Origin of the sequence: Tardiphaga sp. 841_E9_N1_2 (genome assembly GCF_051811065.1) — a bacterium.
Classification (GTDB): domain Bacteria; phylum Pseudomonadota; class Alphaproteobacteria; order Rhizobiales; family Xanthobacteraceae; genus Tardiphaga; species Tardiphaga robiniae.
Window position 1 is genome coordinate 3,506,928 of sequence record NZ_JBPWQC010000001.1, and the last position, 26,968, is coordinate 3,533,895.

Annotated in this window: 27 protein-coding genes; 12 read left to right on the plus strand and 15 right to left on the minus strand. The window is 62.0% G+C overall.

All coding sequences use genetic code 11. The annotated features are described in order from the left end of the window. Positions 1-147 precede the first annotated feature (147 nt). Together AB8A50_RS16905 and AB8A50_RS16910 are read left to right on the plus strand one after the other, a co-directional pair. Positions 148-2,337 carry a L,D-transpeptidase family protein gene (locus AB8A50_RS16905; protein WP_439078372.1) on the plus strand — a complete coding sequence of 730 codons (2,190 nt, stop codon included), beginning with the start codon at positions 148-150 and terminating at the stop codon, positions 2,335-2,337. Between the two features lie 285 nt (positions 2,338-2,622). Then, a complete protein-coding gene (locus AB8A50_RS16910) occupies positions 2,623-4,281 on the plus strand; it encodes a DUF882 domain-containing protein (RefSeq protein ID WP_439078373.1) in 1,659 nt (552 codons plus the stop codon). A 171-nt stretch (positions 4,282-4,452) separates the two neighbouring features. On the opposite strand, the gene AB8A50_RS16915 is transcribed toward AB8A50_RS16910, so the two are convergent. Together AB8A50_RS16915 and AB8A50_RS16920 are read right to left on the minus strand one after the other, a co-directional pair. Continuing rightward, the gene (locus AB8A50_RS16915) at positions 4,453-4,728 is read right to left on the minus strand and encodes a DUF2312 domain-containing protein (RefSeq protein ID WP_068728829.1); all 276 of its coding nucleotides are present in this window, start codon (positions 4,726-4,728) and stop codon (positions 4,453-4,455) included. Between the two features lie 187 nt (positions 4,729-4,915). Further along, positions 4,916-5,218: a DUF1244 domain-containing protein gene (locus AB8A50_RS16920; protein WP_089265876.1), complete on the minus strand. Its 303-nt coding sequence runs from the start codon at positions 5,216-5,218 to the stop codon at positions 4,916-4,918. Between the two features lie 177 nt (positions 5,219-5,395). On the opposite strand from AB8A50_RS16920, the gene AB8A50_RS16925 reads away from it, so the two are divergent. Next, complete coding sequence (locus AB8A50_RS16925; protein ID WP_439078374.1) at positions 5,396-6,004, plus strand: DUF1036 domain-containing protein; 609 nt, start codon at positions 5,396-5,398, stop codon at positions 6,002-6,004. Beyond that, positions 6,001-7,434 (plus strand): pyruvate kinase, encoded by a 1,434-nt coding sequence (gene pyk / locus AB8A50_RS16930; RefSeq protein WP_089265874.1) that lies wholly within the window; start codon positions 6,001-6,003, stop codon positions 7,432-7,434. The genes AB8A50_RS16925 and pyk overlap by 4 nt, the downstream gene beginning before the upstream one ends. Positions 7,435-7,616: 182 nt before the next feature. Here pyk and AB8A50_RS16935 read toward each other — a convergent pair whose 3' ends face one another. From AB8A50_RS16935 to AB8A50_RS16945, 3 genes are all read right to left on the minus strand, one after another. After that, the gene (locus AB8A50_RS16935) at positions 7,617-8,042 is read right to left on the minus strand and encodes an OsmC family protein (protein WP_175367812.1); all 426 of its coding nucleotides are present in this window, start codon (positions 8,040-8,042) and stop codon (positions 7,617-7,619) included. 42 nt (positions 8,043-8,084) lie between these two features. Next, a complete protein-coding gene (locus AB8A50_RS16940; protein WP_439078375.1) occupies positions 8,085-9,047 on the minus strand; it encodes an alpha/beta fold hydrolase in 963 nt (320 codons plus the stop codon). A gap of 74 nt (positions 9,048-9,121) precedes the next feature. After that, positions 9,122-9,844 (minus strand): DUF3750 domain-containing protein, encoded by a 723-nt coding sequence (locus AB8A50_RS16945; RefSeq protein ID WP_439078376.1) that lies wholly within the window; start codon positions 9,842-9,844, stop codon positions 9,122-9,124. Between the two features lie 200 nt (positions 9,845-10,044). On the opposite strand from AB8A50_RS16945, the gene AB8A50_RS16950 reads away from it, so the two are divergent. Continuing rightward, entirely contained in the window at positions 10,045-10,227 is a 183-nt protein-coding gene (locus tag AB8A50_RS16950; RefSeq protein ID WP_439078377.1) for a hypothetical protein, read from the plus strand. Between the two features lie 161 nt (positions 10,228-10,388). On the opposite strand, the gene AB8A50_RS16955 is transcribed toward AB8A50_RS16950, so the two are convergent. The 6 genes from AB8A50_RS16955 to AB8A50_RS16980 form a co-directional block, all read right to left on the minus strand. Then, on the minus strand, positions 10,389-12,695 hold the full coding sequence (locus AB8A50_RS16955; RefSeq protein WP_439078378.1) for a mechanosensitive ion channel domain-containing protein: 2,307 nt from the start codon (positions 12,693-12,695) through the stop codon (positions 10,389-10,391). Positions 12,696-12,922: 227 nt separating this feature from the next. Beyond that, positions 12,923-13,567 (minus strand): tetratricopeptide repeat protein, encoded by a 645-nt coding sequence (locus AB8A50_RS16960; RefSeq protein WP_089265870.1) that lies wholly within the window; start codon positions 13,565-13,567, stop codon positions 12,923-12,925. Positions 13,568-13,668: 101 nt separating this feature from the next. Continuing rightward, positions 13,669-13,794 (minus strand): type B 50S ribosomal protein L36, encoded by a 126-nt coding sequence (gene ykgO / locus AB8A50_RS16965; RefSeq protein ID WP_055038661.1) that lies wholly within the window; start codon positions 13,792-13,794, stop codon positions 13,669-13,671. 241 nt (positions 13,795-14,035) lie between these two features. Next, complete coding sequence (locus tag AB8A50_RS16970; RefSeq protein WP_439078379.1) at positions 14,036-15,007, minus strand: Bug family tripartite tricarboxylate transporter substrate binding protein; 972 nt, start codon at positions 15,005-15,007, stop codon at positions 14,036-14,038. Positions 15,008-15,070: 63 nt separating this feature from the next. After that, positions 15,071-15,511 carry a MaoC family dehydratase gene (locus AB8A50_RS16975; protein WP_439078380.1) on the minus strand — a complete coding sequence of 147 codons (441 nt, stop codon included), beginning with the start codon at positions 15,509-15,511 and terminating at the stop codon, positions 15,071-15,073. Positions 15,512-15,531: 20 nt separating this feature from the next. Continuing rightward, a complete protein-coding gene (locus AB8A50_RS16980; protein ID WP_093757153.1) occupies positions 15,532-16,008 on the minus strand; it encodes a MaoC family dehydratase in 477 nt (158 codons plus the stop codon). Positions 16,009-16,114: 106 nt separating this feature from the next. Between AB8A50_RS16980 and AB8A50_RS16985 the strand changes: the two genes are divergently transcribed. The 3 genes from AB8A50_RS16985 (at position 16,115) to AB8A50_RS16995 (ending at position 19,124) form a co-directional block, all read left to right on the plus strand. Beyond that, complete coding sequence (locus tag AB8A50_RS16985) at positions 16,115-16,885, plus strand: IclR family transcriptional regulator domain-containing protein (protein ID WP_089265866.1); 771 nt, start codon at positions 16,115-16,117, stop codon at positions 16,883-16,885. Positions 16,886-16,974: 89 nt separating this feature from the next. Beyond that, on the plus strand, positions 16,975-17,850 hold the full coding sequence (locus tag AB8A50_RS16990; protein ID WP_089265865.1) for an amidohydrolase family protein: 876 nt from the start codon (positions 16,975-16,977) through the stop codon (positions 17,848-17,850). Then, positions 17,847-19,124, plus strand: a complete 1,278-nt coding sequence (locus AB8A50_RS16995; RefSeq protein ID WP_439078381.1) for an O-antigen ligase family protein — start codon at positions 17,847-17,849, stop codon at positions 19,122-19,124. Before AB8A50_RS16990 ends, AB8A50_RS16995 begins: the two co-directional genes overlap by 4 nt. On the opposite strand, the gene AB8A50_RS17000 is transcribed toward AB8A50_RS16995, so the two are convergent. Beyond that, positions 19,084-19,800, minus strand: a complete 717-nt coding sequence (locus AB8A50_RS17000) for a glycosyltransferase family 25 protein (protein ID WP_089265863.1) — start codon at positions 19,798-19,800, stop codon at positions 19,084-19,086. The genes AB8A50_RS16995 and AB8A50_RS17000 overlap by 41 nt on opposite strands. Positions 19,801-19,980: 180 nt before the next feature. Here AB8A50_RS17000 and AB8A50_RS17005 point away from each other — a divergent pair, with 180 nt between their 5' ends. The 3 genes from AB8A50_RS17005 to AB8A50_RS17015 all read left to right on the plus strand — a co-directional run bounded on the left by AB8A50_RS17005 (position 19,981) and on the right by AB8A50_RS17015 (position 22,285). Further along, a complete protein-coding gene (locus AB8A50_RS17005; protein WP_439078382.1) occupies positions 19,981-20,478 on the plus strand; it encodes a YbaK/EbsC family protein in 498 nt (165 codons plus the stop codon). Positions 20,479-20,907: 429 nt separating this feature from the next. Next, positions 20,908-21,429 (plus strand): hypothetical protein, encoded by a 522-nt coding sequence (locus AB8A50_RS17010; protein ID WP_089265862.1) that lies wholly within the window; start codon positions 20,908-20,910, stop codon positions 21,427-21,429. Positions 21,430-21,499: 70 nt separating this feature from the next. Continuing rightward, positions 21,500-22,285 (plus strand): FadR/GntR family transcriptional regulator, encoded by a 786-nt coding sequence (locus AB8A50_RS17015; protein ID WP_089265861.1) that lies wholly within the window; start codon positions 21,500-21,502, stop codon positions 22,283-22,285. 1 nt (position 22,286) lies between these two features. Here the strand turns inward: AB8A50_RS17015 and AB8A50_RS17020 are convergent, their stop codons facing one another. From AB8A50_RS17020 to AB8A50_RS17030, 3 genes are all read right to left on the minus strand, one after another. Beyond that, on the minus strand, positions 22,287-23,579 hold the full coding sequence (locus tag AB8A50_RS17020; RefSeq protein WP_089265860.1) for a TRAP transporter large permease: 1,293 nt from the start codon (positions 23,577-23,579) through the stop codon (positions 22,287-22,289). A 40-nt stretch (positions 23,580-23,619) separates the two neighbouring features. Continuing rightward, entirely contained in the window at positions 23,620-24,195 is a 576-nt protein-coding gene (locus AB8A50_RS17025; protein ID WP_439078383.1) for a TRAP transporter small permease, read from the minus strand. Positions 24,196-24,278: 83 nt separating this feature from the next. Continuing rightward, positions 24,279-25,283, minus strand: a complete 1,005-nt coding sequence (locus tag AB8A50_RS17030; RefSeq protein WP_089265858.1) for a TRAP transporter substrate-binding protein — start codon at positions 25,281-25,283, stop codon at positions 24,279-24,281. A 348-nt stretch (positions 25,284-25,631) separates the two neighbouring features. Here AB8A50_RS17030 and AB8A50_RS17035 point away from each other — a divergent pair, with 348 nt between their 5' ends. Further along, on the plus strand, positions 25,632-26,855 hold the full coding sequence (locus AB8A50_RS17035) for a bifunctional alpha/beta hydrolase/OsmC family protein (RefSeq protein WP_439078384.1): 1,224 nt from the start codon (positions 25,632-25,634) through the stop codon (positions 26,853-26,855). The last annotated feature ends 113 nt before the right edge of the window (positions 26,856-26,968 follow it).

Genomic DNA, 26,968 nt, shown 5'->3' on the forward strand with positions numbered 1-26,968 from the left:
GCTTGTGCCGGGCGCGTGTATCGTCTGCACAGAAAGAGCTCTGAATCGGAGCGAGCAGGCAAAACAGCGCGACTGCTTCAACCGAAGCTGATGATGTCAGACTAGAACTGTTCCATGCCGGAACAGCTCACCTAACGAGGTGCGAGAATGCGAGACTATTCCAAGGGCCGCTCGGGATTCGACCGCGTGCTGATGGCCGTGGCCGCGACATTCCTGACGGTTTCCGCTGGCGCCGCAGCTGCTGCCCAGAGCGCAGCGCCCCGCGACAGTGTCTCCGAACTCGCCATCGATGCGGCGGTGCCGCGCCCCGAACCCGCCAATGTTGCCCCGCCGACCGCTGCCGACTTCAAGGCCGATGCACCAAAGGCCGAGACCACCGCGTCCGTGCCGGACGCGACCCGGACGTCCGAGAAGACCATCGGTTCGGTCTCGACCGATACGCCAAAGGCAACTGAGGCCGCGCAAGCGCCTGCGGATGTGAAGCCGAGCGAGGCTGTAACCGCGCCCGCCGCTGCGACACCGCCTGCCACGACTGCCGTGGCACCTCCTGCGCCCGCAGCCGAGCCGCCGAAGGATGTCGCCAAGGACATCGCCAAGCCCGCGACCACCGTTGCGTCCAGCGATCAGCCCGTCGCCGAGAAACTGCGCGATATGTTCGTCGCCAAGTCCACTCGCTATTTCGACCGCAAGGGCGAGCGCGCCGCGGTCGAGAAGTTCTACACCGCACGTGACTTCGCACCGATCTGGACCCAGGGCGGCGCAACGACCCCTGCCGCCAAGGGCGTCATTGCGCGCCTCAAGGACGCCGCTTCTGACGGCCTCGACGCCGCCGACTATCCGGTGCCGGATTTCACCGCGGCGAATACGCCCGATGCGCTCGCCGAGGCGGAGCTGAAGCTCACCGCCAGCATGCTCGATTACGCCCGCCAGGCACAGAGCGGCCGCATGCACTGGTCGCAGGTGACTGGCGACATCATGTATCCGGAGCATCCGACCGATCCGGCGGAAGTGCTCGCCAATATCTCGACGGCGAAGAACGCTTCGGCAGCCCTCGACGCCTACAACCCGCCGCACAAGGGCTATCAGGAGCTGAAGAAGAAGCTCGCGGAACTGCGCGGCGAAACCGCAACGGCGGTACAGCCGATCGGCGAAGGCCCGGCTCTGCGTTTCGCCAAGGCCACGAAGAAAAATCCGAACCCGACCGTGATGGACGACCCGCGCGTGCCGTTGCTGCGCGCGCGCCTCAATGTCGAGACTCCGGCCGAGACCAAATACGACGCTGCCGTCGCCGAAGCCGTTCGCAAGTATCAGGCCAGCAACGATCTGAAGGCCACCGGCGTGCTGGACGAGGCCACCGTGCGTGCGATGAATTCGCCGAAGCGCGACCGCCACATCGATACGGTGCTGGTCAACATGGAGCGTTGGCGCTGGCTGCCACGCCAGCTCGGCGCGTCCGCAGTCGGCAATGCCTATGTGATGCTGAACATCCCGGACTATACGCTGAAAGTGATGCAGAACGGCGCGCAGGTCTGGACCACACGCGTCGTCGTCGGCAAGCCGGGCAATCACGCCACGCCGCTGATGACCGAGACGATGAAGTACATCACGGTCAACCCGACCTGGAACGTGCCGCCGTCCATCATCTACAACGAATACCTGCCCGCTCTGCAGCAGGACCCGACGGTGCTTGACCGCATGGGCCTGAAGCTGACGCGCAATTCCGACGGCAGCATCCACATTGCGCAGCCGCCCGGTGAAGCCAACGCGCTGGGCCGCATCCGCTTCAACTTCCCGAACAAGTTCCTCGTCTATCAGCACGATACACCGGACAAGAACCTGTTCGGCCGCGACGAGCGCGCCTTCAGCCACGGCTGCATGCGCGTGCAGAATCCGGATCAGTATGCCGCGACGCTGCTGAACATCACGATGCCGAACGAGCACTACACGCCAGAGAAGGTTCGCGGCATGTATGGCCGCAGCGAGATCGATCTGAAATTCCCGACGCCGATCCCGGTGAACATCACGTACCAGACCGCCTTCGTCGATGACGCTGGCAAGCTGCAGCTGCGCAAGGACATCTACGGCCGTGACGCGCAGATGATGCAGTTGCTCCGCGGCGGCAAGAACAAGGATCTGGAACAGGTCGTCGCCCGGGCCCAGCCGAGCTATTCGCGCCCGCGCGCGGATATCCCGCAAGGCGTGGCCTTCAACGACAACGGCTCGCGCATGGCCAGCAATGGCGGCCTGTCCTTCTTCGAGCGCCTGTTCGGCGGCGGTGCCCCGGCACCTCAACCGGTGGCACCCGGCCAGAAGCCGCGCCGCACGGTAACCCGCTAAACTGCGACGTCGGCGCTAATATTCTGAAGACTTATCAAGGGCTTCACCTTCCGGTGGAGCCCTTTTTACGTTTCGCCCTTTATCCAGATTAACCATCGTCCATCTGGAACCCGGCAGCGGGCTATTTTTCGCCATACTCAATGGGTTAAGTTTAATGGCTGGCTGAAAAGCCCGCTTGGGGGGATGGGTTGTAAATCTCGGTTAACCCTCCCGTTTTAAGAGTACGTTCACTCTCTGTCGCCGCATGGGGTAGCGAGAGAGTTGTCGACTTGGGTGGGTTCATACGTGCTGAGCGGTTTCGCACGCAAAACGAGATTGCGAACATCGCGCGCTGGCTTTCATGCCGGCCTCGCGTCAGTTCTGCTGATGGCAGGCGCCAGCTCCGTCCATAACGCCACCGCTCTCGACGAAACCCGCACCCTCTCGTTCCACCACACCCATTCAGGCGAAGACCTCACCGTCACGTTCAAGCGCAACGGCCGCTATGACGACGACGGGATGAAGAAGATCAACTACTTCCTCCGCGACTGGCGCAGCCAGGACCAGACCAACATGGATCGTCGCCTGTTCGACATCCTCTGGGAGGTCTACCGCGACGTCGACGGCAAGGCGCCGATCCAGATTATCTCCGCCTATCGCTCTCCCACCACCAACGCCATGCTCCGCCGCCGCTCGTCCGGCGTCGCTCGCGCCAGCCAGCATATGCTCGGCCATGCGATGGACTTCTTCATTCCCGGCGTGGCGCTGGAAAAGATCCGCTTCGCCGGCCTGCGCCTGCAGCGCGGCGGCGTCGGCTTCTATCCGACTTCCGGCTCGCCTTTCGTACATCTCGACACCGGCAGCATCCGTCACTGGCCGCGTATGACGCATGACCAGCTGGCGCGCGTCTTCCCCGACGGCCGCACCGTGCATCTCCCCACCGACGGCCGTCCATTGGCAGGCTATCAGCTGGCGATGGCTGAGATCGAGAAGCGCGGCGATGGCGATAGTGCAGCTTTCGCCAAGAGCAAGCCGGGCCTGTTCGCCTCGCTGTTCCGTGGTGGCAAGTCGAATGACGACGAAGACGAGAGCGCAGCGGCCGCGATCGCACCCGCCAAGCCATCGCCTGTCGGCATGATGGCCGCCGCGATGCCTGCGAAACCGGTCGACACGAAGCAGGCCGAAACGAAGCTGGCTGAGGCGAAGTCTTCGGACCCCATTCCGATGCCGCGCTCCAAGCCGGCCGCAGCGGCAACCTATCAGCTCGCATCGGCTGACACCGAGACCGTTCCGGTACCGCGCCCGAAGGCACCGATTCCGGCGCCCGCGACCAAGGCCGACAACCGGCCGCAGACGCCGGCCGATATTATCAATGCCCGCGGCTTCTGGGATGATATGCCGGCGCCGAAACAGGCCACGCCGCAGCAGGTCGCCGCGATCACCGCACGCCAGGCCTTGGCCAATGTGGTCGATCCGCAGCCGGCCGCCACCGAGTCCAGCTTCGCCAAGGCGATGGCCTATGCGCCGCCGGCCAACTCCCCGGTTGATCGCGCCAATGTCGTTGCCGCCAGCGCGCCGATCCCACGCAGCATGCGTCCGGCCTCCGTGGCCAAGAACCCGATGGCGGTGAATAACATCACGACCGTCGTCGTGAAGGGCGCTCAAGGCCAGAACAGCACCGTCACCGTAGCGACCCGGCTGACCGCAGCAGTCATTCCCGACAACCATGTCTGGATGCGAGCAATGATCCTCGCGCCGAGCGCCACCACGTCGATGTCAGCCTCAGTGATGGGCGACGGCGACATGACCATCCTGCGCGCACACTTCGTCAAGCCGCAGGCGGTGGTGGCGATGACTTTCTCGGATGATCCGCAGCTCGGTCTGGTCTGCGAGCGCTTCACCGGCTCGGCAACAGCCTCGCTTGCGACGACAGCATTTGTGATGCGCACGGCGTCGCTGCGTTAAACGCGCGAATTTCTCAGACTATAATGGTGTCATGGCCGGGCTTGACCCGGCCATCCATCGATTTTTTGTGGCTAGATGGATACGCGGGTCGTCTAGCGCGAAGACGCGCTTCGCGCTTTTGGCCGCGTATGACACCTGAGTGTTTGGCTGAGTATTGGCGCGCTAAGCGCCTTACAACATTCCCAGAGCCTGCAGGTAGGTCTCGAGGATCGTCTCCTGCTCGGCACGCTCGTTGGCGTCCTGCTTGCGCATGCGGATGATGGTGCGCAGCGCCTTCACGTCGTAGCCGTTGCCCTTGGCTTCGCCATAGACGTCCTTGATGTCGTCGGAGATCGTCTTCTTTTCTTCTTCAAGGCGCTCGATACGCTCGACGATAGCCTTGAGCTGATCCTTGGCGAAAGAATGTGTCGCCTGATCGTCCAGCACGGACGCAGCAGAGGTGGCCATCGAAAACTCCTGGTGAACTGATGTTGCTTTAAGCGGATATGGGGTGGGTTTAGTGCGCAGCGTTATGCGCGCATTAATCTTAAGGAAATGACACTCAAGACCACGGCGCCTTGCGTCAAGGCGCCTTCGCGGTCATCCACAGCGCCCCCACAGCTTTGATTTCATGCCTCAAAAAGACGAGAAATCGTCAGTGCCCGCTGTGCACTTTCTTCATGGCCTCAATTTGTTCGGGTTTGGCCTCGGCCTGATGCAGCGATTTCCAGGTCTCGTAAGGCATGCCGTAAATCGCTTCGCGGCTCTCATCCTTGGTCATCGCCACGCCCTTGGCGTCGGCAGCGTCCTTCAGCCAGTTTGACAGGCAGTTCCGGCAGAAGCCGGCCAGATTCATCAGATCGATATTCTGCACATCGGTGCGACCGCGCAAATGGTCAACCAGCCTGCGAAAGGCGGCGGCCTCGAGTTCGGTCTGGATCTTGTCGTCAATCGCCATGAATGGTCTCGCTGTTGCACCCGATACCGGCCTGTCGTCTTCGTGTAACATGGGCGCTGTCACAGATTTTGCCATATCACAACGCAAACCGCCTGACGGGACAGAATTGGTTCCGCGACCGTTGACAGGCCCGCCGGGTCAAGCGAAATCGTCAACGAATTGAGATAGCTTCGCCGCATGACCGCAAGAGATTCCCATTCCCGCCCCTTTCGACGCGTCCCCCTCGCCGGCCTGTTGCCGGTGCTGGCGCTGGCCCTGTCGTGCCTGTGGGCGACCCCCGCGGCGGCTGATTTCCGGCTGTGCAACAACACCTCGAGCCGGGTCGGGATCGCGCTGGGCTACAAGGATGCCGAAGGCTGGACCACCGAGGGCTGGTGGAATGTCTCGTCGCGAGCCTGCGAGACCTTGCTGCGCGGAACCCTGGTTGCGCGGTATTATTATATCTACGCACTCGATTACGACCGGGGTGGTGAGTGGTCGGGTCAGGCCTTCATGTGCTCCCGCGACAAGGAATTCACCATCAAGGGCACCGAAAACTGCCTCGCGCGCGGCTTTGACCGGACCGGCTTCTTCGAGGTCGACACCGGCGAACAGCGCGCCTGGACGGTGCAACTGACCGAAACCAACGAACAACCGCCGAAGCTGCCGGGCATTCCGGGGCCGACCGGACCGCCTCCGGGCGCCCCCGGCGCGGGCTTCCCCGGTCTGCCCAACACGCCAGGTGGCGCGCCCCCGGGCGGGTCAACGACCCTGCCGCCATCAGTACCGCCGGGAGGCAAACAATGAGACGTCAACGCCGCATCAAGATTCTGGCCACGCTCGGCCCTGCCTCCTCGGACAGCGCGATGATCCGCAAGCTGTTCGAGGCTGGTGCCGACGTGTTCCGCATCAATATGAGCCACACGCCGCATGACAAGATGCGCGAGCTGGTGAAGACCATCCGCAATGTCGAGAGCAGCTACGGCCGCCCGATCGGCATTCTGGTCGATCTGCAGGGCCCGAAGCTGCGCGTCGGCGCCTTTGCCGAAGGCGGTGTGCAGCTCAAGAACGGCGAGAGCTTCGTGCTGGATTCCGATCCCGCGCCCGGCGACGCCACCCGCGTGCACCTGCCGCATCCGGAAATTCTCGCTGCACTTCGCCCGGGCCATGCGCTGCTGATCGACGACGGCAAACTGCGGCTGATTGCCGAGGAGACATCGAACGACCGCGCGGTAACGCGCGTGGTGGTCGGCGGCCGCATCTCCGACCGCAAGGGCGTCAGCCTGCCCGATACAGACCTGCCGGTGTCGGCCATGACGCCGAAGGACCGCCTGGATCTGGAAGCCGCACTCGAGACCGGCATCGACTGGATAGCCCTGTCCTTCGTGCAGCGCGCCGAGGACGTGCATGAAGCCAAGCGGCTGGTGCGCGGCCGCGCATCCATCATGTCGAAGATCGAGAAGCCGCAGGCGATCGACCGTCTCGATTCCATTCTGGAAGCGTCCGACGCGCTGATGGTCGCGCGCGGCGATCTCGGCGTCGAACTGCCGCTGGAACGGGTACCAAGTCTACAAAAGCGCATGACGCGCATGGCGCGCCGCGCCGGCAAACCGGTGGTGGTCGCTACGCAGATGCTGGAGTCGATGATCCAGAGCCCAGTGCCGACTCGTGCCGAAGTCTCCGACGTCGCGACGGCCATCTATGAAGGCGCGGACGCCGTCATGCTGTCGGCCGAATCCGCCGCCGGCAAATTCCCGGTCGAAGCCGTCTCAACGATGAACCGCATCGGCGAGGAAGTAGAGCGCGATCCGACCTATCGCACCGTACTGATGGCCCAGCGCCCCGAACCCGAGCCGACCGTCGGTGACGCCATTGCGGACGCCGCACGACAAATCGCAGAGACGTTGGATCTGTCTGCGATCATTTGCTGGACCAGCTCAGGATCCACCGCCGTCCGCGTCGCCCGTGAACGGCCGAAGCCGCCGGTGGTAGCGATCACGCCGAACCTCGCCGCCGGTCGCAAGCTCTCGGTCGTGTGGGGTGTACACTGCGTGGTGGCGGAGGATGCGAAGGACCTCGACGACATGGTCGATCGCGCCGGACGCATCGCCTTCCGAGACGGCTTCGCCAAAGCCGGCCAGCGGGTCATCATTGTCGCTGGCGTGCCACTCGGCACACCAGGTGCGACCAACATGGTCCGCATCGCTTATGTCGGGCCAAACGACGCGGATATGTAGTTCACTTGCTTAACCTCTCCCCGCGCTTTGCGGGGAGAGGTCGCCGCGTCTAGCGGCGGGTGAGAGGCATCGCACAAAGCCCACCATACGCACTTCACTCACGGATCGAAGAGCCCCTCACCCCACCTCTCCCCGCAAGAGCGGGGCGAGGGAGTGCGCGGCAGGTGCCAAGACCCTGAGAACTACACCAGTGTCGCGTCGAGCGTGATTTCTGCGTTCAGCACCTTCGACACCGGGCAGCCGGCCTTTGCCATGGCGGTGAGTTCGTCGAACTTCGCCTTGTCGGCGCCGGGAATAGAGGCCGACAGCGTGAGGTGCACTTTGGTAATCGCGAAGCCGTCACCCTGCTTCTCCAGCGTCACATCCGCCTTGGTTTCCATATTGTCGGCTTTGAACCCTGCTTCGCCAAGGATCAGCGACAGCGCCATGGTAAAACAGGCGGCATGGGCCGCACCGATCAGCTCTTCAGGATTGGAGCCAGGCTTGCCTTCGAAGCGGCTGGCGAAACCATACGGATAGTCACTGAGCGCGCCGCTCTTGGTGGAAATCGATCCCTTGCCGTCCTTGATGCCGCCCTGCCATTTGGCCGAACCGAAAGTCGTGGTCATGCAATTCTCCTCAATTTGGGTTGAAGTCGATCGAACGGGAGGTTAGCGCAAGGCGGCCTTCGGTTTTGTGTCAGCGGCCGAGATCATGCCCTCGATCTCCCTCATGATAAGATCAGGTGCAGCGTTTTGCACCATATGACCAACGTTCGGCAGCACGATTAGTTTGGCGCCCGGCACGGTTTTCGCGAAATGACGCGAATGAATCTCCGGCGATACGATGGTGTCGGCAGAGCCTGCGATCACGACGGTCGGAGCTTTGATATCGGCATAGCGCGATGCATGCGCCATGACGGCAGATTTCAACGTTACTAGATCCCAGGCATTGGCAAGGAAGTTGTGCGGCCGCAGTACAAGTTGCGTCGCGGTCTGCGCGATATAGCCTTCCGGCATCGGCTGCGGCGCAAACACTGCGCGTCCGGCCATGTCCGTCAAGAAATAGCCGAGCGGCAGCGTGATCGTATAGGCCAGCAGCTTGCCTATGGCCGGAGTGGTGACGACCTCGTTATAGATGCCAACGCCACCGGGCCAGGGATGAGTGACACCCGCCAGCATGACCAGTCCTGCGAAACGCTGCGGATAGTCCAGCGCCATCAGCGCGCCGAGTGCGCCGGCAAGCGAATGCACCACAACGATCGCCTGATCGACGCCGAGTTTTTCAAGCGCTTCATCGATCATCCTCGCCTGCATCGCCGGAGAAGAGTTCGACAAATCGTCACGCGTGCTCCAGCCAAAGCCGGGACGGTCGATCAGGATAACGCGGTGTTTTTCTGCCAGCATATTGCCGAGCGGCAGCCGCATGGTCTCCATGCTCGACGTGGCACCGTGGATGAGGACAATCGGCGGGCCTGATGCGTCGCGTGGTCCGATCTGCACCACATGCAGACGGCCACCCGTGACGTCGACAAGCTCACCCGTTGGCCGATATTTACGCTCGAATACCAGCACGCCGACCTGCGTGGCCACGGCCAGCACGCATAGCACGGCCACCACAGTGACCGATATCATCGCCGATATCCGAGGAATTTTGTGCACGGTTCAGCTACGCGACGGTACCCTGAGGGTTTCGCGCCGCGCGTCATTTACGCACTGACGCCAAGACGACCAATGCCCGGCAGTTTGATCGCGGGCCGGCGGATGTCGAGGCCGAATACGGCACCCAGCAGATTGAGCTCGACCCCTTCGACCCAGCCTGCGGTAACACCGAGATAGCCGCCCAATGTGGCGCGCACGCCGGTGCCGGAAGGTGTCCAGCCAAAGGCATTGCCGGCATAGGGGAAATCCTTCCCGATGGCGGTGGGCGGCAATGCCACCTGCAATTCGGGCACGGCGGCCAAAACTGCCGCGACGAAGGTGTTGGAGTTCGGCCCCGGCCAAGCCCGATAGTCGCCGTAGGAGCGCCAGGAATAGCCAGCGATCGCCGCCTGAATTTTCGGGATCATCGCCGTGGCCGCGTCACCATCGGCGGACGCGATGGCGCTCGGCACGTCACCGAACCAGCGGCCGTCAGCGGCAAAACCATTCAGGCGGATCGGCTCGCCCCACGCCGTATAATCGTAGCGGGTGTAGCGCGACGCGCCCTTTTCCTTGAATACGATCCAGCTATGGACCGCAAAAATACCGCGCCAGCGCACCGTCCGCGCTGCAAAGACGCGCACCAGCGCCTCGGGATGCGCGGCGGGCGGTGGCAACAGGCCCGCGCTGGAACGATCCGCGCTCTGCCAATCTACCGAGCGATCACCCATCCAGTATCTGGCGGCCGACACAACGATGGGAACAACGAGTAGCGCGAGCAGCACAATCACAAATTTTCTCACTGAGGAAAGGCCCGTGGCGGGAAACAATATTGTGGATATGGGGGCGTTTGGCGGCTTTGCCACGGCGACCGCGACAAACGGCCTGCAAGGACTGTCCACACTATCCACAGGAACGCATTCGTTCCCGCCCGGTTATCGCCACGATCAGGCGGCGGACTGACGCCATGATCCGAACTGGAGATAGTCCCATGACCGCCCGCCCAACCGATGCTGTGATCGACGAAATCATTTCTACCTGCAATGGCGACTTGCGCGGTGCGCTCAAGGCTTTGCTGATGGTCAACGAGCAACTGGAAGCGGAGTTGCAGCAACTTTATGCCGCTTCACCCCAGTTCGGTGCTATCCGGCACGGCAATAACGTCCTGCACTAGATCGACCAACGCACCTATTCTGGATTGTCCTTGTCTTCCGGCTCGTCCATCTGCCAGAGAGGCCGTGGCGGGATGGCGAATATGGCTGACATTGCGCCCCCACGTAGCCGCAACTTTGGCTAATCCGGAGCTACCGCATCCTCGAAAAGCCGCGACAATCACTAGCCCGCGCGGCGCTGCGCTGACTTGCTCTGCTGGATATCGGCGTCATTGTCCTCTGCAGCTTCAGTGGTGGGCGGCGGCAACTGCATCAGGACGGTCTGTCCGGGTGACGCGATCTCGATACCTTCTTCCTGGAAGCGGATTTTCATGCGGCGATTGAATTCGCGCTGCACCGCCCAGCGGCCAGAATCGGTACACCGGATCTGCCCGACGATCGTCGCCATCGAACCATCGACCTTGTCGACGCCCCACAATTCGAGATCGCTGCGGATCAGCGGCTTGAAAGCTGCCTCATTGCGCATCTGCTCGACGATGTCCTTCAGCAACTGGCCGGCGCGGTCGGTATCTTCCTTGTAAGCGACGCTGACGCTGACGGCCGCGTTGCCTGCACCGCGGCTGGCATTTGTGATGGTGGTCACCGCGCTGAAGGGAATGATGTGAACCGAACCATCGCCGGCACGCAGCCGGATGGTACGGATCGAGACGTTTTCGACGACACCCGACAGGCCCGACACCGTGACGTTGTCTCCGACCTGCACGGTGCTTTCCAGCAGCAGGAACAAGCCGGTAATCACGTCCTGCACCAGCTTCTGCGAACCGAAGCCGATGGCAATGCCGAGAATGCCGGCACCAGCAAGCAGCGGCGCGACATTGACACCGATCTCGCTCAACGCGGTGAGCGCAACCACCGCAATGATTACGCCGAGCAATGTCGTGCGCAGCATCGGCTGAAACGTGCGCAGACGCGCCGCGCGGGCGAAATGAGCATCGCGCGTCAGCGCCGCAAGCTGCCGCTCCATCAGCGCATTGCTACCTTCCCACACAACCGCAGCGACAATGGCCGCGATGCCGACGGTGATGACAGCCGAGACGACCCGACTCCCGATCTGGCCGCCATAGAACCAGACAATGGCATTGACGCCCCACACTTCCAGCAAGGCAACGAGGCCGATCACCGCGATGATCGTTGCGACGACCTTGCGCAACAGGGGTAGATAACGATTGGCACGCGTCTCAAGGCCGGGAAAGCGCTGCAGGATTTCCGGTTTGATGCGGAAACCGCGATCAATGAGACTCAGCGCAATCATCGAGACAAGCCGGGCCACCAGCGCGACAATGACCGTGCCGACGATGTATCGCAGCAGCAATGAATAACCGTTCTGGATATTGAGCGCCCAGATGGTCCAAGCCGCCATCACGACGACGATCGCCAGCACATGCCAGAGACTGGCGAGGCGATTGCGCATCGCGCTCAGGAAGCCGGTAGCGCCGATCGGCGCGCGGAGTGCATCGGCCACGGGCTTCCGGCACTGCAGGACGATGACGACGACAAACAGATGCACGACCAGCATCACGAGCTTGATCAGCGCGAAATGCGCCGAGCGATAGAGGCCCATCATCAGGGCAACATTGGCGATCGCGATGCCGGTGGCGCCGACGCCGACGATGCGACGCGTCCAGATTTCGAGATAGGCTGCGGTCTCCTCCTTCACCCTGAACAGAGCGAGCGGCCCGAACAAGGCGCGCATCGCGCAGATGATGGCGCGCGCCACCACATAGCTGTTTACGATCGCAAGGATCGCGAGGCGGGTGATCCCGGCATCGCCGATCTGGGTGCCGAGCAGCAGCGATACTGTGCCGGTAAAGACGAAAATCGGAAACAATTCGAGGAGAAGACGCCCGACCACATAGGGAAGCCGCAGCAGCGATTGCCACGCCCGGGTCAGGCTGCGCCGCCGTTTGTTGAGATCGGGCGCCTCGGTGAAGTCGGCCGTGGACGACGGTGGATCGGCACGTTCGATGAGCGAGGACGGCGCACGGGCGACGAAAGGAATGCGCGCCTCAAGCGCGGCCTGCGGCTTGCGCAGCAGCCAGACCATGAGCCATTCCGCCGCCAGCGCACCGCCGAATACGACAACAAGTTTCCAGGCGATGTCGAACAGAAGATGATACGTGGCGGGGTCGTTGGCGCTGCGCTGCAGCCAGTACCATAGGGCCGGAAAGCGCGTGACCGATTGCACGGCTGTCGAGACCTCGCGCGTAATATCGCCGAGCTGATCGGAAATCGTCACCAGCAATTGCGCGCCAAGACTGTCGGCGTCGAGCGGAATGGCAGGCTTCTTCTCCGGCGATGCGGGTGTCGCCGTGGCGATCGCGCGCAGCCTATCGATCATTTCCTTGCGCTTGACGTCGTCTTGCAACGTGTCGAGCGCAGCCTTGGCTTGATCGGGGGACAGCGTCGAAGCTGCAGGTGCAGGCGGCGCATCAGCTTTCTGCGCCAGCGCAGGGCTGGTCACAGCAGCCATCGGCGCGGCCATCAACACACATAGCAAAGCAAATAGCGGAAATGACTTCGGCGCCAAAAGGTGTCCCTTCCTGTGGCTCGGAAAACGCCCTTTTCGCCCGTTTCCTGTGTCAGAAGTTTGATTCCCCGGCGACGATGTCTTGTTTTTCCATCGCGGGCAGCAGGGATGCATCAAAGCAGGGCGACGTTCCCGCGATGTCCAGCGAGCGCCCCAACTTTCGGGGAATTTCAGATATCGCGGCCTTCGACCTTCTCGGTCAGGGTCTTGACCAGCTCCGGCACCTTTTCGAGATGCGGATTGACCGCAAGCGCCTTGCGGAACGCATCAAGCGCACGCTTGTCGTCGCCAAGCTCCTGCATGATCATGCCAAGCCCTGCCAGAGCACCGAAATGCCGGGGTTCGCGTATCAGCACCTGCTCGATATCCTGCAGCGACCGGGTGTAATCGTTCTGCAGGTAATACAGCGTCGCGCGCCGATTCCAGCCCTCGACGTAATCGGGGCGCAGCTTCACCACCGCGCTCAACAACTGCAGCGACAGATCGACCTGCTTGGCGTCCAGCGCTGTCTTGGCGCGGGTCATCAGCAGCGCGGTCGTGTCGCTCGTGGTCTGCGACCACAGGGCCCAGATCCGGCCTTCGACGTGTTTGGCACTGGCTTCGTCCGGCGCCGCTTTCAGCGCACCAAACAGGAAATCAAGGCCGCGCGTCTTGTCGGCGTTGACCTTCGGCAGTTTGGCGGGTGGCTCGGGAATTTTCTTCGGCGCATCCGGGGTCACGATCTGCGGATCTTTGACCTGCGCGTAGACGGGTGCTGCGCCCAGAAATGCGCTCAGCAGAATTCCAAAACCTGCGGCCGGGATTCTCAATGCCATGCCACAAGTCTAGACACGAAAAAACGCGCTGCAAAGCAGCAGCGCGTCAAACACCTGTGATGTCGTGAGGCCAGCCGGCAAAATGCCGGCCGCTCAGCAACTCAACCCTGGCGAGCCTTGAAACGGCGCTGGGTCTTGTTGATCACATAGACGCGGCCCTTGCGGCGGACCAGGCGGTTGTCGCGGTGACGACCACGCAGCGATTTCAACGAGTTACGGACTTTCATCGGTCAATCCTGATAGCTTGCGATACTGACGTCAAAGGCCGTGCGCAGCAGGCCGAAATCAGCGAAAATGAGCTTGAACCCGCTGGCGACCAAGTCGCCCGGGACCCGCGGTTTCTAAGCCATCGGGCGCCGGACTGTCAATCCGATCCGGGCATCTGGCGACCACCGGATCGATATTTGCAGGTATTTTGGTGGCTTGAGGGTCCGGGAACAGCCGCCGAACCCTCAAACCGGTACGGGATCACTCTCGCGGGACATTCGCGGTGTTCACCACGGCGCCCCACTTCTTGATTTCCGAATCGACGAAAGCCGTGAATGCAGCTCCCGTCAGCTTGCCCGGCTCGACGCCTTGGGTGGCGAATTTCTCGCGGGTCGCGGGGGCCGCCAGGATGTCCTTCATGGCCGCGACCAGCTTCGTATAGGCCGGGCTGCCATTGGTCTGCGGCATATACATGCCGAACCAGGCGGTCGCCTCGAACCCCTTTACGCCGGCCTCATCGAGGGTCGGGGCGTTGGGGAGCGAGGCCGCTCGGGTCAGGCTGGTAACCGCGAGCACACGGATGTTGCCCGCCTCCGCAGCAGGCAAAACGGTCGGCAGCGTATCGAACATGATCGGAATATGGCCGCCGATCAGGTCGTTCATCGCCGGTGCGGCGCCCTTGTAAGGGATGTGCTCGATATTGATTCCAGCCATCTGCTTAAACAATTCGCCCGACAGATGATTGGCGCCGCCGACGCCGGCCGATCCGAAGGACAGCTTGCCGGGCTGCTTCTTCGCCAGTTCGATCAACTCGGCGACCGACTTAGCCGGAAAGTCCCTGGTTACAACAAGCGCATTTGGCGCCGTCGCGATCAGGGCGATCGGCGAGAAGTCCTTCTGTGTCTCGTAAGGCAGACTCTTGCGCAGGCTTGGATTGATCACGTGATGCGTGGCCGTGACCAACAACACGCTGCCATCGGCAGGCGACTTCACCACAACTTCCGAACCGATCGTGCCTGATGCGCCGGGCCGGTTCTCGACGATCGTGGTGACACCGAGCTTCTCGCCGAGATATTGCGCAACGAACCGTGCGAGAATGTCCGTCGTGCCGCCTGCCGGAAACGGCACGATGATCTTGATCTGACTGACTGGAAAATTCTGCGCCAGCGCGCCTGACAACATGACAAAAGTCATCGCCAGACACGACAGGGCGAGCCTCGTGAGCTTCTTCATTTCGATCCCTTGCCTGTTCTTGTCCGGCGTGCGGACTATGCCGCACGCCGTTGCATTGAGCCACTAGGCTGTCAGCGGAAATTCAACCATCGCCTCGCCAACAGCGACCTTCTCGTCGTTCTGGTTCTTCACCAGCACGTCGATCAGCACCCAGCGCGATTTCTCGGTGGTCTGCTTGGCCTTGATGATGCCGACCGGCTGGATCGTGTCGCCGGGCTTCACCGGCTTGACCCAGCGCGTCTCGAGACGGCGATGGATTGCACCTGCGGGATAGGCCCAGTCGGTCAGCATGCGGGTGATCAGCCCGAAATTATTCATGCCATGCATGATGATGCCGCCGAAATTGGTCTTGCCGAACGAGTTCTTCATGTAGTTGTCGTCGAGATGCAGCGGATTGTAGTCGAGCGATCCGTCGCAGAAGAACCGGATCGACTCGCGGGACACTGCGAAGCTCGGACCGTCGATGGTGTCGCCGGTGGAGAGTTTGTCAAAGCTGATTGTCATGGTTGATCTCCTTGCCACGCTCACATCGGGCGGATGGTCTGGCCGCGGCCAGAACAGATGACGTCGCCACGCTGGTTGAAGAACACGTTGTCGTGGACCACGAACAGCCGCTCGCGCTTGATGAACTTGTCGAGCGCGCGGGCCTGCAGGGTGATGGTGTCTCCGGGCCGTGCCGGGATGTTGTAGCTCCAGGACTGGCCGGCATTGACGGTGCCAGGTGTGCGCATCCAGTCGTCGGCCGGCGTGCAGGAGAACATGAGCAGGATGTGGATCGATGGCGGCGCGATCAGACCGCCATAGGGCGACGCCTTCGCGTAAGCCTCATCGAAATACAATGGGTGGTTCTCGCCGACCGAGCGGCAATAAAGCTGGATCGCCTCCCTCGTCAGGACATAAGGCAGCGTCTTGCGTGGCTCGCCCGGGACGATCTCGTCCCAGACCTTGCGCAGGTTCGCGTCCTTCCAGAAATCGGTTTCAAAAACTTCCGCTTGCGCCATAGCGCCTTCTCCACTAACGTTCACCAGGCGAACTTTATGGCCGCCTTACGAACAATTATAGGCGCGGTTTCCCAAGACTGACAAGTCCGAACCGGTAGGATGGTGCATGGCCAAAGACAGTGACGGTTTCGTTCGGGCGATCGCCCGTGGTTTTGCGGCCGTCGAAGCGCTGGGTCGCCCACCGGGCCGACACACGCTCTCGGAAGTCGCCGCGATCGCGGGCCTCAGCCGCGCGACGGCGCGCCGGATGCTGGCGACGCTGATCGTGATGAAATATTGCGAAGCCGATGGCCGCTATTTCAGCCTACGCCCGCGGGCGCTGGGGCTTGGCCTTTCCTACCTCAATGCACTGCCTTACTGGGGCTACGCGCAACGCGCTTTGGAAGACCTGCGCAACGAAATCGGCGAATCCTGCTCGCTGGCCGTGCTGGACGAGACCGAGATCGTCTATGCGCTGCGATTGCCGGCGCAGCGCATTCTCTCGGCCAATCTCGCCGTCGGCAGCCGCTTACCCGCCCACGTTGTGTCGCTCGGCCGCGTCCTGCTGGCGGCCCTCCCACCGGACCAGCGTGCGCACTATCTCGCCACCACCGAATTCAAACATATCACCCCACGCACCATCACCGATCCCGTGCTGCTGGAACGCGAGCTCGAACGCGTCGAGGCCAAAGGCTATGGCTGGGTCGATGGTGAACTCGATCCAGCCATCTGCGGCATCGCCGTCCCCGTCCGCGACCACGGCGGCCGGGTCGTCGCGGCGATCAGCGTGAATGCCATTTCGGGCACAATGGACGAGGCGACGGCAAAGGAGAAATACCTGATCCCGCTCCGCCGCACCGCGCAGGATATCCGGACACAGTCCTTCTCCACCGGCTAGGTCGGCAGCGTTCCGCGCCTTTCATTCAGCAGGCCGGTTTGCTAGAGCAACCGCCAACGATAATGATGAAAGTGCGGGAGACGCGGGACATGAAATTGCTCAATCCGGACGACCTTGTCGCCATCGACATCCACACCCATGCGGAAGAGCCATGCGGCTGCCACGCCGACGACGGCTATGATGATTTCCAGGCCCGCATGGCCGAGTATTTCAAGTCGCCGCATAAGCATCCGCCGACAGTGCAGGAAACAGCCGCCTATTACCGCGACAAGAAGATTGCCGCGGTGATCTTCCCGGTCGACGCCGAGCGCGAGACCGGTTTCCGCCGCTACAACAACTACGAGATGCTGGAGATCGCCAAAGAGAACGCCGACGTGCTGATCCCGTTCGCGTCGATCGATCCGCACAAGGGCAAGCTCGGCGTGCGCGAGGCACGCAAGCTGATCTCCGAATACGGTGTGAAGGGTTTCAAGTTCCATCCGACCATGCAGGGCTTCTACGCCAACGACCGCATGGCCTATCCGCTCTATGAGGCGATCCAGGAAGGCGGCGCTATCGCGCTGTTCCACACCGGCCAGACAGGCGTCGGCTCCGGCATGCCAGGCGGCATGGGGATGCGGCTGAAATATTCCAACCCGATGTATATGGACGACGTTGCGGTCGACTTTCCCGACATGAAGATCATTCTGGCGCATCCCTCCTTCCCCTGGCAGGAAGAGGCGCTGTCGGTCGCGACCCACAAGCCCAACGTGTATATCGACCTGTCCGGCTGGTCGCCGAAATACTTCCCGCCGATCCTGGTGCGCTACATCAATTCTATCCTGCAGGATAAGATGCTGTTCGGCTCCGACTGGCCGGTGATCATGCCGGATCGCTGGATGGCCGATTTCGCCAAGCTCGACATTCGCGACGAGGTGCGTCCGAAGGTCCTGAAGAACAACGCACGGAAACTCCTGGGCATATGACGAACAACGATCTGCCGCGCAAACTTGCGGATGCCCGGCAGATCGCTGCCATTGCCACCGGCTTCTCGCTGCCGTTCTCAACCAGCGGTCAGGCTATCGCGGTGTCGATCTTTGCAGTGCTCGCGCTGCTGACACTCGACCGCGATCGTTTCATCGCCGCGTTGCGGAGGCCGGCGGCCTATCTGCCGGTCGCGCTGTTCGCATTGATCCTGGTCGGCGTGCTCTGGTCGATGCAGCCGCTCAGCGGCGCGATCAGATGGGTTGGTCCCTACGCCAAGCTGCTGCTGATCCCACTGGTGATGGCAACGGCATTTACGCCGAAACAAGCGTTACAAATCGCTTATGGCTTTCTTGCCGCCTGTATTTGTCTTCTCGCCCTGTCATGGGCTGCGTTCCTGTGGCCCACGGGACCGTGGGGCTGGTTCAAGGCGCCCGGCGTGCCCTTCAAGGACAACGCGGTTCAATCCGGCTGCTTCGCACTTTGTGCCTTCGCTCTGGCGATCGGCGCGACGCGTATCTGGATGCAGGATACCCGCCGCGCCATTGCGATGATCGTGCTCGCGCTTCTGTTCTTTGCCGACATTTTCCTGATCTATGTGTCGAAGACCGGCGCAATCATGGCCGCCGCATTGCTCGGTCTATTCGTCATACACGCCGGCGGCTGGCGACGCTCCGCCATGGTCGCGGTCGCAGCCGTGATCGTGATCGGCATCGCACTGCTGACCTCGCCACAAGCCCAGCGCCGGATCGCAGAGATCAACTCGGACATCAACGCCAATAGCGGCCAGACCGCAGGCGGCGAAACAATCTCGACTGCATCGCGGCTGGATTTCTGGAGTAAGGCAGTCGGCTTCGTGAAGGCCTCGCCCATCGTCGGTCACGGCACGGGGAGCATCAAGCCGCTGTATCAGAGCATGGAGGCGACGAAGCCGTCGCCCTATGGCCAAGCCACGCCCGATCCGCACAATCAAACGCTTCATACCGTGCTTCAGGTCGGCCTGATCGGCGGGCTGCTGCTATGGGCCATGTGGATCGCGCATGCACGGCTTTTTCTCGCGCGCGATTATGCAAGCATCCTCGGCCAGGCGGTCGTGTTGCAGAACGTGATTGGCTCTTTATTCAACAGCCACATCTCGGCGGTGACGCAGGGGATGCTGTACTGTCTGGCAGTGGGATTGCTCGGCGCGTTGGTGCGCAATGCTCCATCCGGAATGACCGACCGGAAGCCGCCAACTACTTCAGCTTCAGCCACCGCTTCAAATAACGCCGCCTGAATTTCTGCACGGCAAACTGTATGCGCAGCTGCAATTGCGCATGCCCTTTGCGATCAAGCGAGCTCTTGAACACGCCATTAAGCGAGCCTTGCTCGGCCAGCGGCGGTTCTGGCCACAGGAACGGGATGCCCATGGCAGGATCGCCGGTGTTAAAGGCGATGTCGATAGGCTCGTGCATGGGATGCCGCGCGATCCAGTCAAGTCGCGCCGAGGCCTCCGGCGCGCCCAGGACATAGGCTTCCATGTTGCGCACGCGATTGCCGGGATAGACGATCTGCCCCGGGCGCAACTCCGACGCCGGGGTGTAAAAATTGGTCGCGGCGCCAAGATGCAGAATTCGCGGCCGCGGCCACTTTTCAGCTTCATCGAGCACGCGCTTCAACTGGTCGCAGAAATCCGGCACCAGCAATGCGTCATCCTCGAAGATCAGCGCCAGATCCTGGCCGCGCTCGCGGATGCGCTGCATGGCGACGACATGTTTCAGCGCGCAGGATTTCTGCCGCAGCGTGAGATCGGCGCCTTCGGCGAAATAAGCCCGATCGACATCGGAGGTGATCTCGTCGGCATCGAAATCCAGCACCCACTCGAACTTGATGCCCGCACGGTCGAGCTCACGCTGGATATGCTCCGTGCGCTCGGGCAACGACTTGGCATGGATCACATAGGCCGGCAGCATCGAGGGGTAGGCTCCAGAACATCGCCCGGCACGGTCAGCCGGACAAGAGCCCGTATAAGGTCAAAACCGGCGTGAGGGAATGGCGCGGCAGCGCCGCCCCAGTTCCCCAATGCACGGATGTGACTTCACTTTGTCGGCGACATGTGAGAGGGCGTGGCGGTATGTCACCGAGACCGCATCATGAGCCTTGAGTCCGTCCGCGCCTTTCTAACTGCCAACGCCCCCGAATTATTCGTCACCGTCACTGACAAAAGCTCGGCCACGGTCCTTCTCGCCGCCGAGGCGTTGGGCGTCGAACCCGGCCAAATCGCCAAGACGCTGTCGGTGCGGGTCGGCGACCGGGTGGTGCTGGTGGTGACCAAGGGTACAGCGCGGCTCGACAACAAGAAGGCACGCGATGCACTTGGCGGCAAGCCCCGCATGCTGGGGGCCGATGAGGTCGTTGCCCTCACCGGCCATCCGGTCGGCGGCGTCTGCCCGTTCGGCCTGGCAACGCCATTACAAGTCTACTGCGACGTGTCGCTGAGGGAATTCGCCGAGGTGTGGCCGGCGGCGGGCTCGGTCAACAGTTCGGTGCGGATGTCCCCGGCACGGATGGCCGAACTGACCGGGGCCAGCTGGGTCGATGTTTGCCAGGAACCGGCGGCAGTGCAGGAGCAAGCTCCCGCGATGGGTTGAGGCAGCGAGAATAATTCACTGCCGTTCATTGCCGGCAGAGAACAAGCCAACCGCCGTCCGGCACGAGAGCAGCGCGGGTATTGCTATTTTTGCCGGGGGATCGACTTCCCCCGCGCAAGGCACGATTTTCCGGGTGTCGTCCCTGAGGACGCTCGGCTGCGCAGCAATATGCGCGGCCCAACCGGACAAGACCATGCGCTTCAAAGCCTCCTCTCATCGCCCGCAGTCGTCGAAGACCTGGAAGCAGGTGGTGGCGTCGATCGTGGCCGCAGCTGCAGCCGGACTACAGTCCGCTGGCGCCTGAACGCGCTGTAGACGTCCGCTGGCGCGCAAACGCCGCTGGCGCCAAGTTCCCGCGTTATCAAAATCTTGAGGGTATATAGCTAGGGTTGCATCCGGCCGTGTGTAAATCGGCGGGGGGACCTCGAGATGCGGCTCGTGCCGATCACCGACGCCGACAGAAGCTGGGCTTCACTGAAGTCGCAGTGGCGGAAGGCTGCCGAGGCAGCCGAGGAAGACTTCTCCACTTACACCCAGGGTATTTTCGCGGCGCTGGACCCTGTCATGCAGGGCGGCAAGGGTGGGTTGTACGGTCTCTACGACGGCACCGTTCCGCAGGCCTTCTGTCAGGTCAGCAAACTTCTGATGCCCAAATTCGAAGGTCCCGTGCTGCGTTGCCGTTTCATGACCGTGTCGCCGACCTACGACTTCGGGAGTGCCGGTCTCGATAAATACGGACAACTGCTGATCGAGCTGTTTTCCGGCATGATCTGGCTGTCGCGCAACGCCCTTTCCGCCAGCCATATCCAGTTTCACCTCCGCAGCCCCGCCGACGCGCAGTTCCTCGCCCCATTGCAGGCTCCGGTGCCCAACTCGCCGTTCCAGCGCTTCACCATTAACGGCGCCTGGGTCGAATGCGATCTCAAGCTCCCCGAACTCGAAACAATGTAAGAGCGTGCAGCGCAATGACGCGTGCCGCAAGCTTGCGCAGCGACATCGGCGATGATAGCCCGGTTGTACGATGACCGGACAAGCTAAGCCACGCACCAAGCGCAAGACAACCAATGGGGCCGCAGGCACGCCTTTGCTGCGACCGCTCAATCCCGTGCGCCGCCGTACTGAGGAAGTCGTCGAGCGCATCGCTGCCCAGATCATCGAAGGCCGCTTGCCCGCAGGCGCGCGCCTACCGACCGAGCAGGCCATGATGGCGGCCATGGGCGTCAGCCGCACGGTCGTTCGCGAGGCGATCGCGGCACTCCGCGCCCGGGGTCTTGTAACCACCCGGCAAGGCGCCGGTGCCTTCGTCAACAGCGAGCCCGATCAGCAGCCTTATGCCATCGACCCCGACGGCCTGGGCTCGCTTGGCAGCGTGATCGAAATTCTTGAACTGCGCACGGCCGTCGAGATGGAGGCCGCGGCTATAGCCAGCGAGCGCGCCACCGCTGCCCAGATCCGAGCCATTGCCAAGGCCGCGGCTACCTTCAGCCGCGCCATCGCCAATGGCGACCGTGCGGTGAAGGAGGACTTTGACTTCCACTTCGCCATTGCTGTCGCCACGCAGAATGCGCGCTTTGTCGGTTTTCTGGAATTCCTTGGCGGTCTTATCATCCCGCGCCAGAGCATCCGCACCTTCGATGGCAAAGTCGAATTGCAGAAGCGCTATCTCGAGAGCATCGAGAAGGAGCATCAAGTCATCGTCAATGCGATCAGCGCCCGTTCGCCGCGCAAGGCTCGCGATGCGATGCGCCGGCATTTGCTGAACGGCAAGGAACGCTACAAGCAGTTGTCAGTCGATCCGGTCCAGTAGCTCACCTGAAGCCGAACGCGTGCGGCAGCGCCATCGAGAACCACGGTACGTAAGTCACCAGCATCAAGACCGCGAACATCACCCAGTAAAACGGCCAGATCCCGCGCATCACCTCGTCCACCGAGACCTTGCCGATGGCGCAGCCCACGAACAGCGTGGTACCGACCGGAGGCGTCAGCAGGCCGATGCCGAGATTGAGCAGCATCACGATGCCGAAATGCACGGGGTCGATCCCGAAACTCTTCACCACCGGCAGCAGGATCGGCGTGCAGATCAGCAGCAGCGGCGCGAGATCGAGCGCAGTGCCGAGGATCAGCAGCATGATATTGAGCCACATCAGCAGCACGTATTTATTCGACGAGATGGCGACGAAGAACTCGGTCATATGCGCCGGCATCCGCATCATCGCAGCGACATAGCCGAAGCATGACGCGGTCGCGACCAGCGTCAGCACCATCGCCACCGTCTGGAGCGTCCGGTAGGTCAGCATCGGCAGCTCGGACCATTTGTAGTCGCGATAGATGAACATCGTGACGAAGAAGGCCCAGACGCACGCCACAGCGCCAGCCTCGATCGGCGTGAACACGCCGGTGAGAATGCCGCCGAGTACGATCACCAGCGTGACGATGCCCCAGGTGGCATCCCCCAGCATCTTCAGCGCCTGCTTCACTGGCACCGGCTCGCCCTTCGGATGACCATCGCGATAGGCAAAGTAGAGACACAACAGCATGATTGCGAAGCCAAGCAGTAGCCCGGGCACGATGCCTGCCAGGAACAGACTGGTGATCGAGACCACGCCGCCGGTCGCCAGCGAATAGATCACTGCATTGTGGCTCGGCGGCACCAGGATCGCCTGGACCGAGGCGGAGATCGTCACGTTAGTGGCGAACACCCGTGGATAACCCTTCGCCGCCATCTGCGGGATCATCACCGAGCCAATCGCCGACGTATCCGCGACCGACGAGCCGGAGATCCCGGACATGATGGTGGTGGCCAGAATATTGACCTGGGAGAGGCCGCCGCGAATGCGCGTGAAGCCGACCACCACGGCAGCGAAATCCACCAACCGCCGCGCCATGCCGCCTTCTGCCATGATGGCGCCGGCCAGCACGAAGAACGGCACAGTCAGCATCGACACCTTGCCGACGCCGCTGGAGAGTTGCTGCATCACGGCCGCGACCGGCAGATCGATCCACAGTGCACCGACCAGCGCCGAGAGCGCCAGCGCGAAGGCGATCGGCATACCGACGGCGAAGAACAAACACATGCTGAGCAGAAGAACGGCGATGTCCATGTCGGATTTTCTTTGTTCTGGCTGGAGCTGATCGGCGAAGCTAGTCGAGAGGTATGTGTGCGTCGCTGCCATCCTGCGGCGGCGGACCGATGGTCAGGCGTTCGACGACAAAGAGAAACATCATCGCGCCGGAAACCGGGATCGGCATGTAGGTGATCCCGACAGACAACCAGGGAAATTCATCCACCGAATTGCCCCAGGTGGTCATCACCAGCTTCATGCCCCAGATCACCATGAACAGTGCCACCGCAGCCATCAGCAACTCGCTGATGAAAGCAGCTACGACACGCGCGTGAGGCGGCAGCAGGTTGGTACCTACGGTCATGTTCATGTGGATGCGCTGGCGATAGCAGTTGGCGGCGCCGATGAAAGTCACCGCTATCGTCAGCAACACCGCCAGCGGCTCCGGCCACGACGCCGCGCTGTTCAAAATGTAGCGGGTGTAAACAGCCCAAGGGATAATCGCGGAGATCAGCACAAGCGCCAGGCAAGAAAACACGGCACCGGACCAGTACAGTGAGTTCATGGCGCGGCGGAACGCGTAAGCCGCACCATGGCTGGCCGTATCTGCGTGATGATTGGATGCAGCCGGCAGTTTGGAAATAACGTCAGACATGAAGACCTCAGGTAACGCGACGGAAGCGCTGGCCTATCCTGTCGTCCCCTCGAAGGCGGGGACGACACATTGAGAACATGCCGCTAGCTCACCGCAGCAATGCGCTTGGTCATCTCGGCGTATTTCGCACCATATTTGTCCCACACCGGCTTCACGGCATCGCGGAACGGCTGCTTGTCGATGGACGTGACGATGTCGGTACCGACTTCCTTCATCTTGTCGAGCGCGGTCTTCTCCGCCTCGTACCAGAGCACGCGCTGCTCGAGCTGCGCTTCGCGGCCGAATTTCTTCAGCAGCGCCTGATCGTCCGGCGTGAGCTTCGCCCATGATGCCTTCGAGAACACCAGCAATTCCGGAATGATCAGATGCTCTGTCATCGAGAAGTATTTGGCGACCTGGAAGTGGTTCTGCGCCACGAAGGATGGCAGATTGTTCTCGGCCCCATCGACGACGCCGGTCTGCATGGCGCTAAACACCTGATCGAAGCCCATGGCGACACCATTGCCGCCGAGCGCATTCATGGTGTCGATAAACAAGGGATTGCCGATCATCCGGATCTTGAGACCCTTGAGATCGGCGAGCGTCTTGATCGGGCGTTTGCTGTTATAGATGTTGCGCGAGCCGGCATTCATCCAGCCAAGCGCGACCAGACCGGTTTTTTCGTTGGCCGTGATCTTGTTCAGCAGCTCGGTGCCGATCTCGCCATCGAGAACCGCTTCCATGTGCTTGGAATCGCGAAACACGAACGGCATGTTGAAGACGTTGACGTCATCGACCACGGGGCCGACGGCGCCGACGGAAATGCGCGCGATCTGCAGAGCGCCGACCTGGGCCTGCTCGATGGCTTCCTTCTCGCCGCCAAGCTGCATGGAGGGAAACATCTGGATGGTGAGCCGGCCGCTGGTGGCGGCATCCAGCTTCTTGCCCATGCGGACCACGGATTCGACCGTGGGATAGCCGAGCGGGTGGACGTCAGAGGCCTTGAGGACCATCTTGGCCTGCGCCTGCGCAGGCGTGAACCGCCCAAGACCGGTAGCGCCAACCGCGAGCGCGGCCAGTCCGCCTTTGACGACATCTCTTCTCTTCATGGACGAAATCCTCCCTGTGAATTTCCCGATGCGGCGCGTTGGCCATTATTCTGGTTCGCCCCTTTGCGGGGTCGATCTTGTCACAATTCTAGGAGCGTGCCGGCCCGCCGTCCATCAGCTTGTGTCGGCTGCGCACCCCAAAAGTTGTACGATGACCCGACATCTAGCACCGACATCGGAGGCCGGCAAGCGCGTGCTCGAGTGGCCGCGCAGAACTAAAGTTCAACCCGAGGTGCAGCGCGAAGAGAGCGGCAGCTCGGCCTCATTTTCGCACGGGTGTTGGGTACCCGCTGATTGATTGGATGGAATCGGTGTAGAAAGAGGCATCTGTCACGACAGGAGCCCACCGTGCCAACTGAACGCTTTCAATTCCCCGGCGCGGCCGGCCATATGCTGGCGGCGGCGCTGGACCTGCCCGATGGCGCTGTCCATGCATATGCGCTGTTCGCGCATTGCTTCACCTGCGGCAAGGATGTGCTCGCGGCTCGGCGTATCTCCGCGGCGCTGACGCTCAAGGGCATCGCCGTGCTGCGCTTCGACTTCACTGGCCTCGGCTCCAGCGAGGGCGATTTCGCCAATAGCACGTTCTCGTCGAATATCGCCGATCTCGTAAAGGCCGCCGACCATTTGCGGGAAATACGCCAGGCACCGGCAATCCTGATCGGCCACAGCCTCGGCGGCGCCGCGATCCTCGCCGCCGCTGAACAGGTGCCGGAAGCCAAGGCCGTTGTCACCATCGCGGCGCCCTCCGATCCCGCGCATGTCACCGACATGTTCGCCGAACATGTCGACGCGATCCGCGAAAAGGGTGAGGTGGAAGTCAAGCTCGCCGGCCGGCCATTCAGCATCAAGCGTGAATTCCTCGACGATATCGCCGAGCACAATCTGATCACAAAGGTGACCAGGCTGCACAAGGCGCTGCTGATCATGCATGCGCCCACCGACGACACAGTGGGCATCGACAACGCCACGAAGATTTTCGTCGCTGCCAAACATCCCAAGAGCTTCGTCTCGCTGGCCGGCGCCGATCATCTGCTCACGCAAAAGCATGACGCGATCTATGTCGCCGATGTCATCGCCGCCTGGGCCGGACGCTATCTCAATGCGGTCGCCGTCACGCCCGTAGCGAGCCTGCCTGAAGAGCCGCGCAAGGTGGTGGTGAGCGAGACGCGCGCCAGCAAATTCCAGCAGGTCATCACTGTCGGCCCGCATCAGATACTCGCCGACGAGCCGATCGCCGCCGGCGGCGAGGACACCGGACCCGGTCCGTATGATCTGCTGCTCAGCGCGCTCGGCGCATGCACCGCGATGACCATGCGGCTCTATGCCGAACGCAAGGCATTGCCAATGGACCACGTCACGGTGACGCTGAACCACAAGAAGATCTACGCCAGGGATTGCGAGGAATGCGAGACCAAGGACGGCATGCTCGACCAGATCGAGCGCGTCATCACGATCGACGGCAAGCTCGACGCCGAGCAGCGCGCAAAGCTCATGGAGATCGCTGACAAGTGCCCGGTACACCGGACACTGACATCTGAGATCAGGATCGTGACCAAGGCGGCTGAGTAACCCGCGAACCTCTCCACGTCATTGCGAGGAGCCCTTGCGACGAAGCAATCCAGTCTTCGCTTGCGGCCTTCTGGATTGCTTCGCTACGCTTGCAATGACGGCGGAAAGTGGAG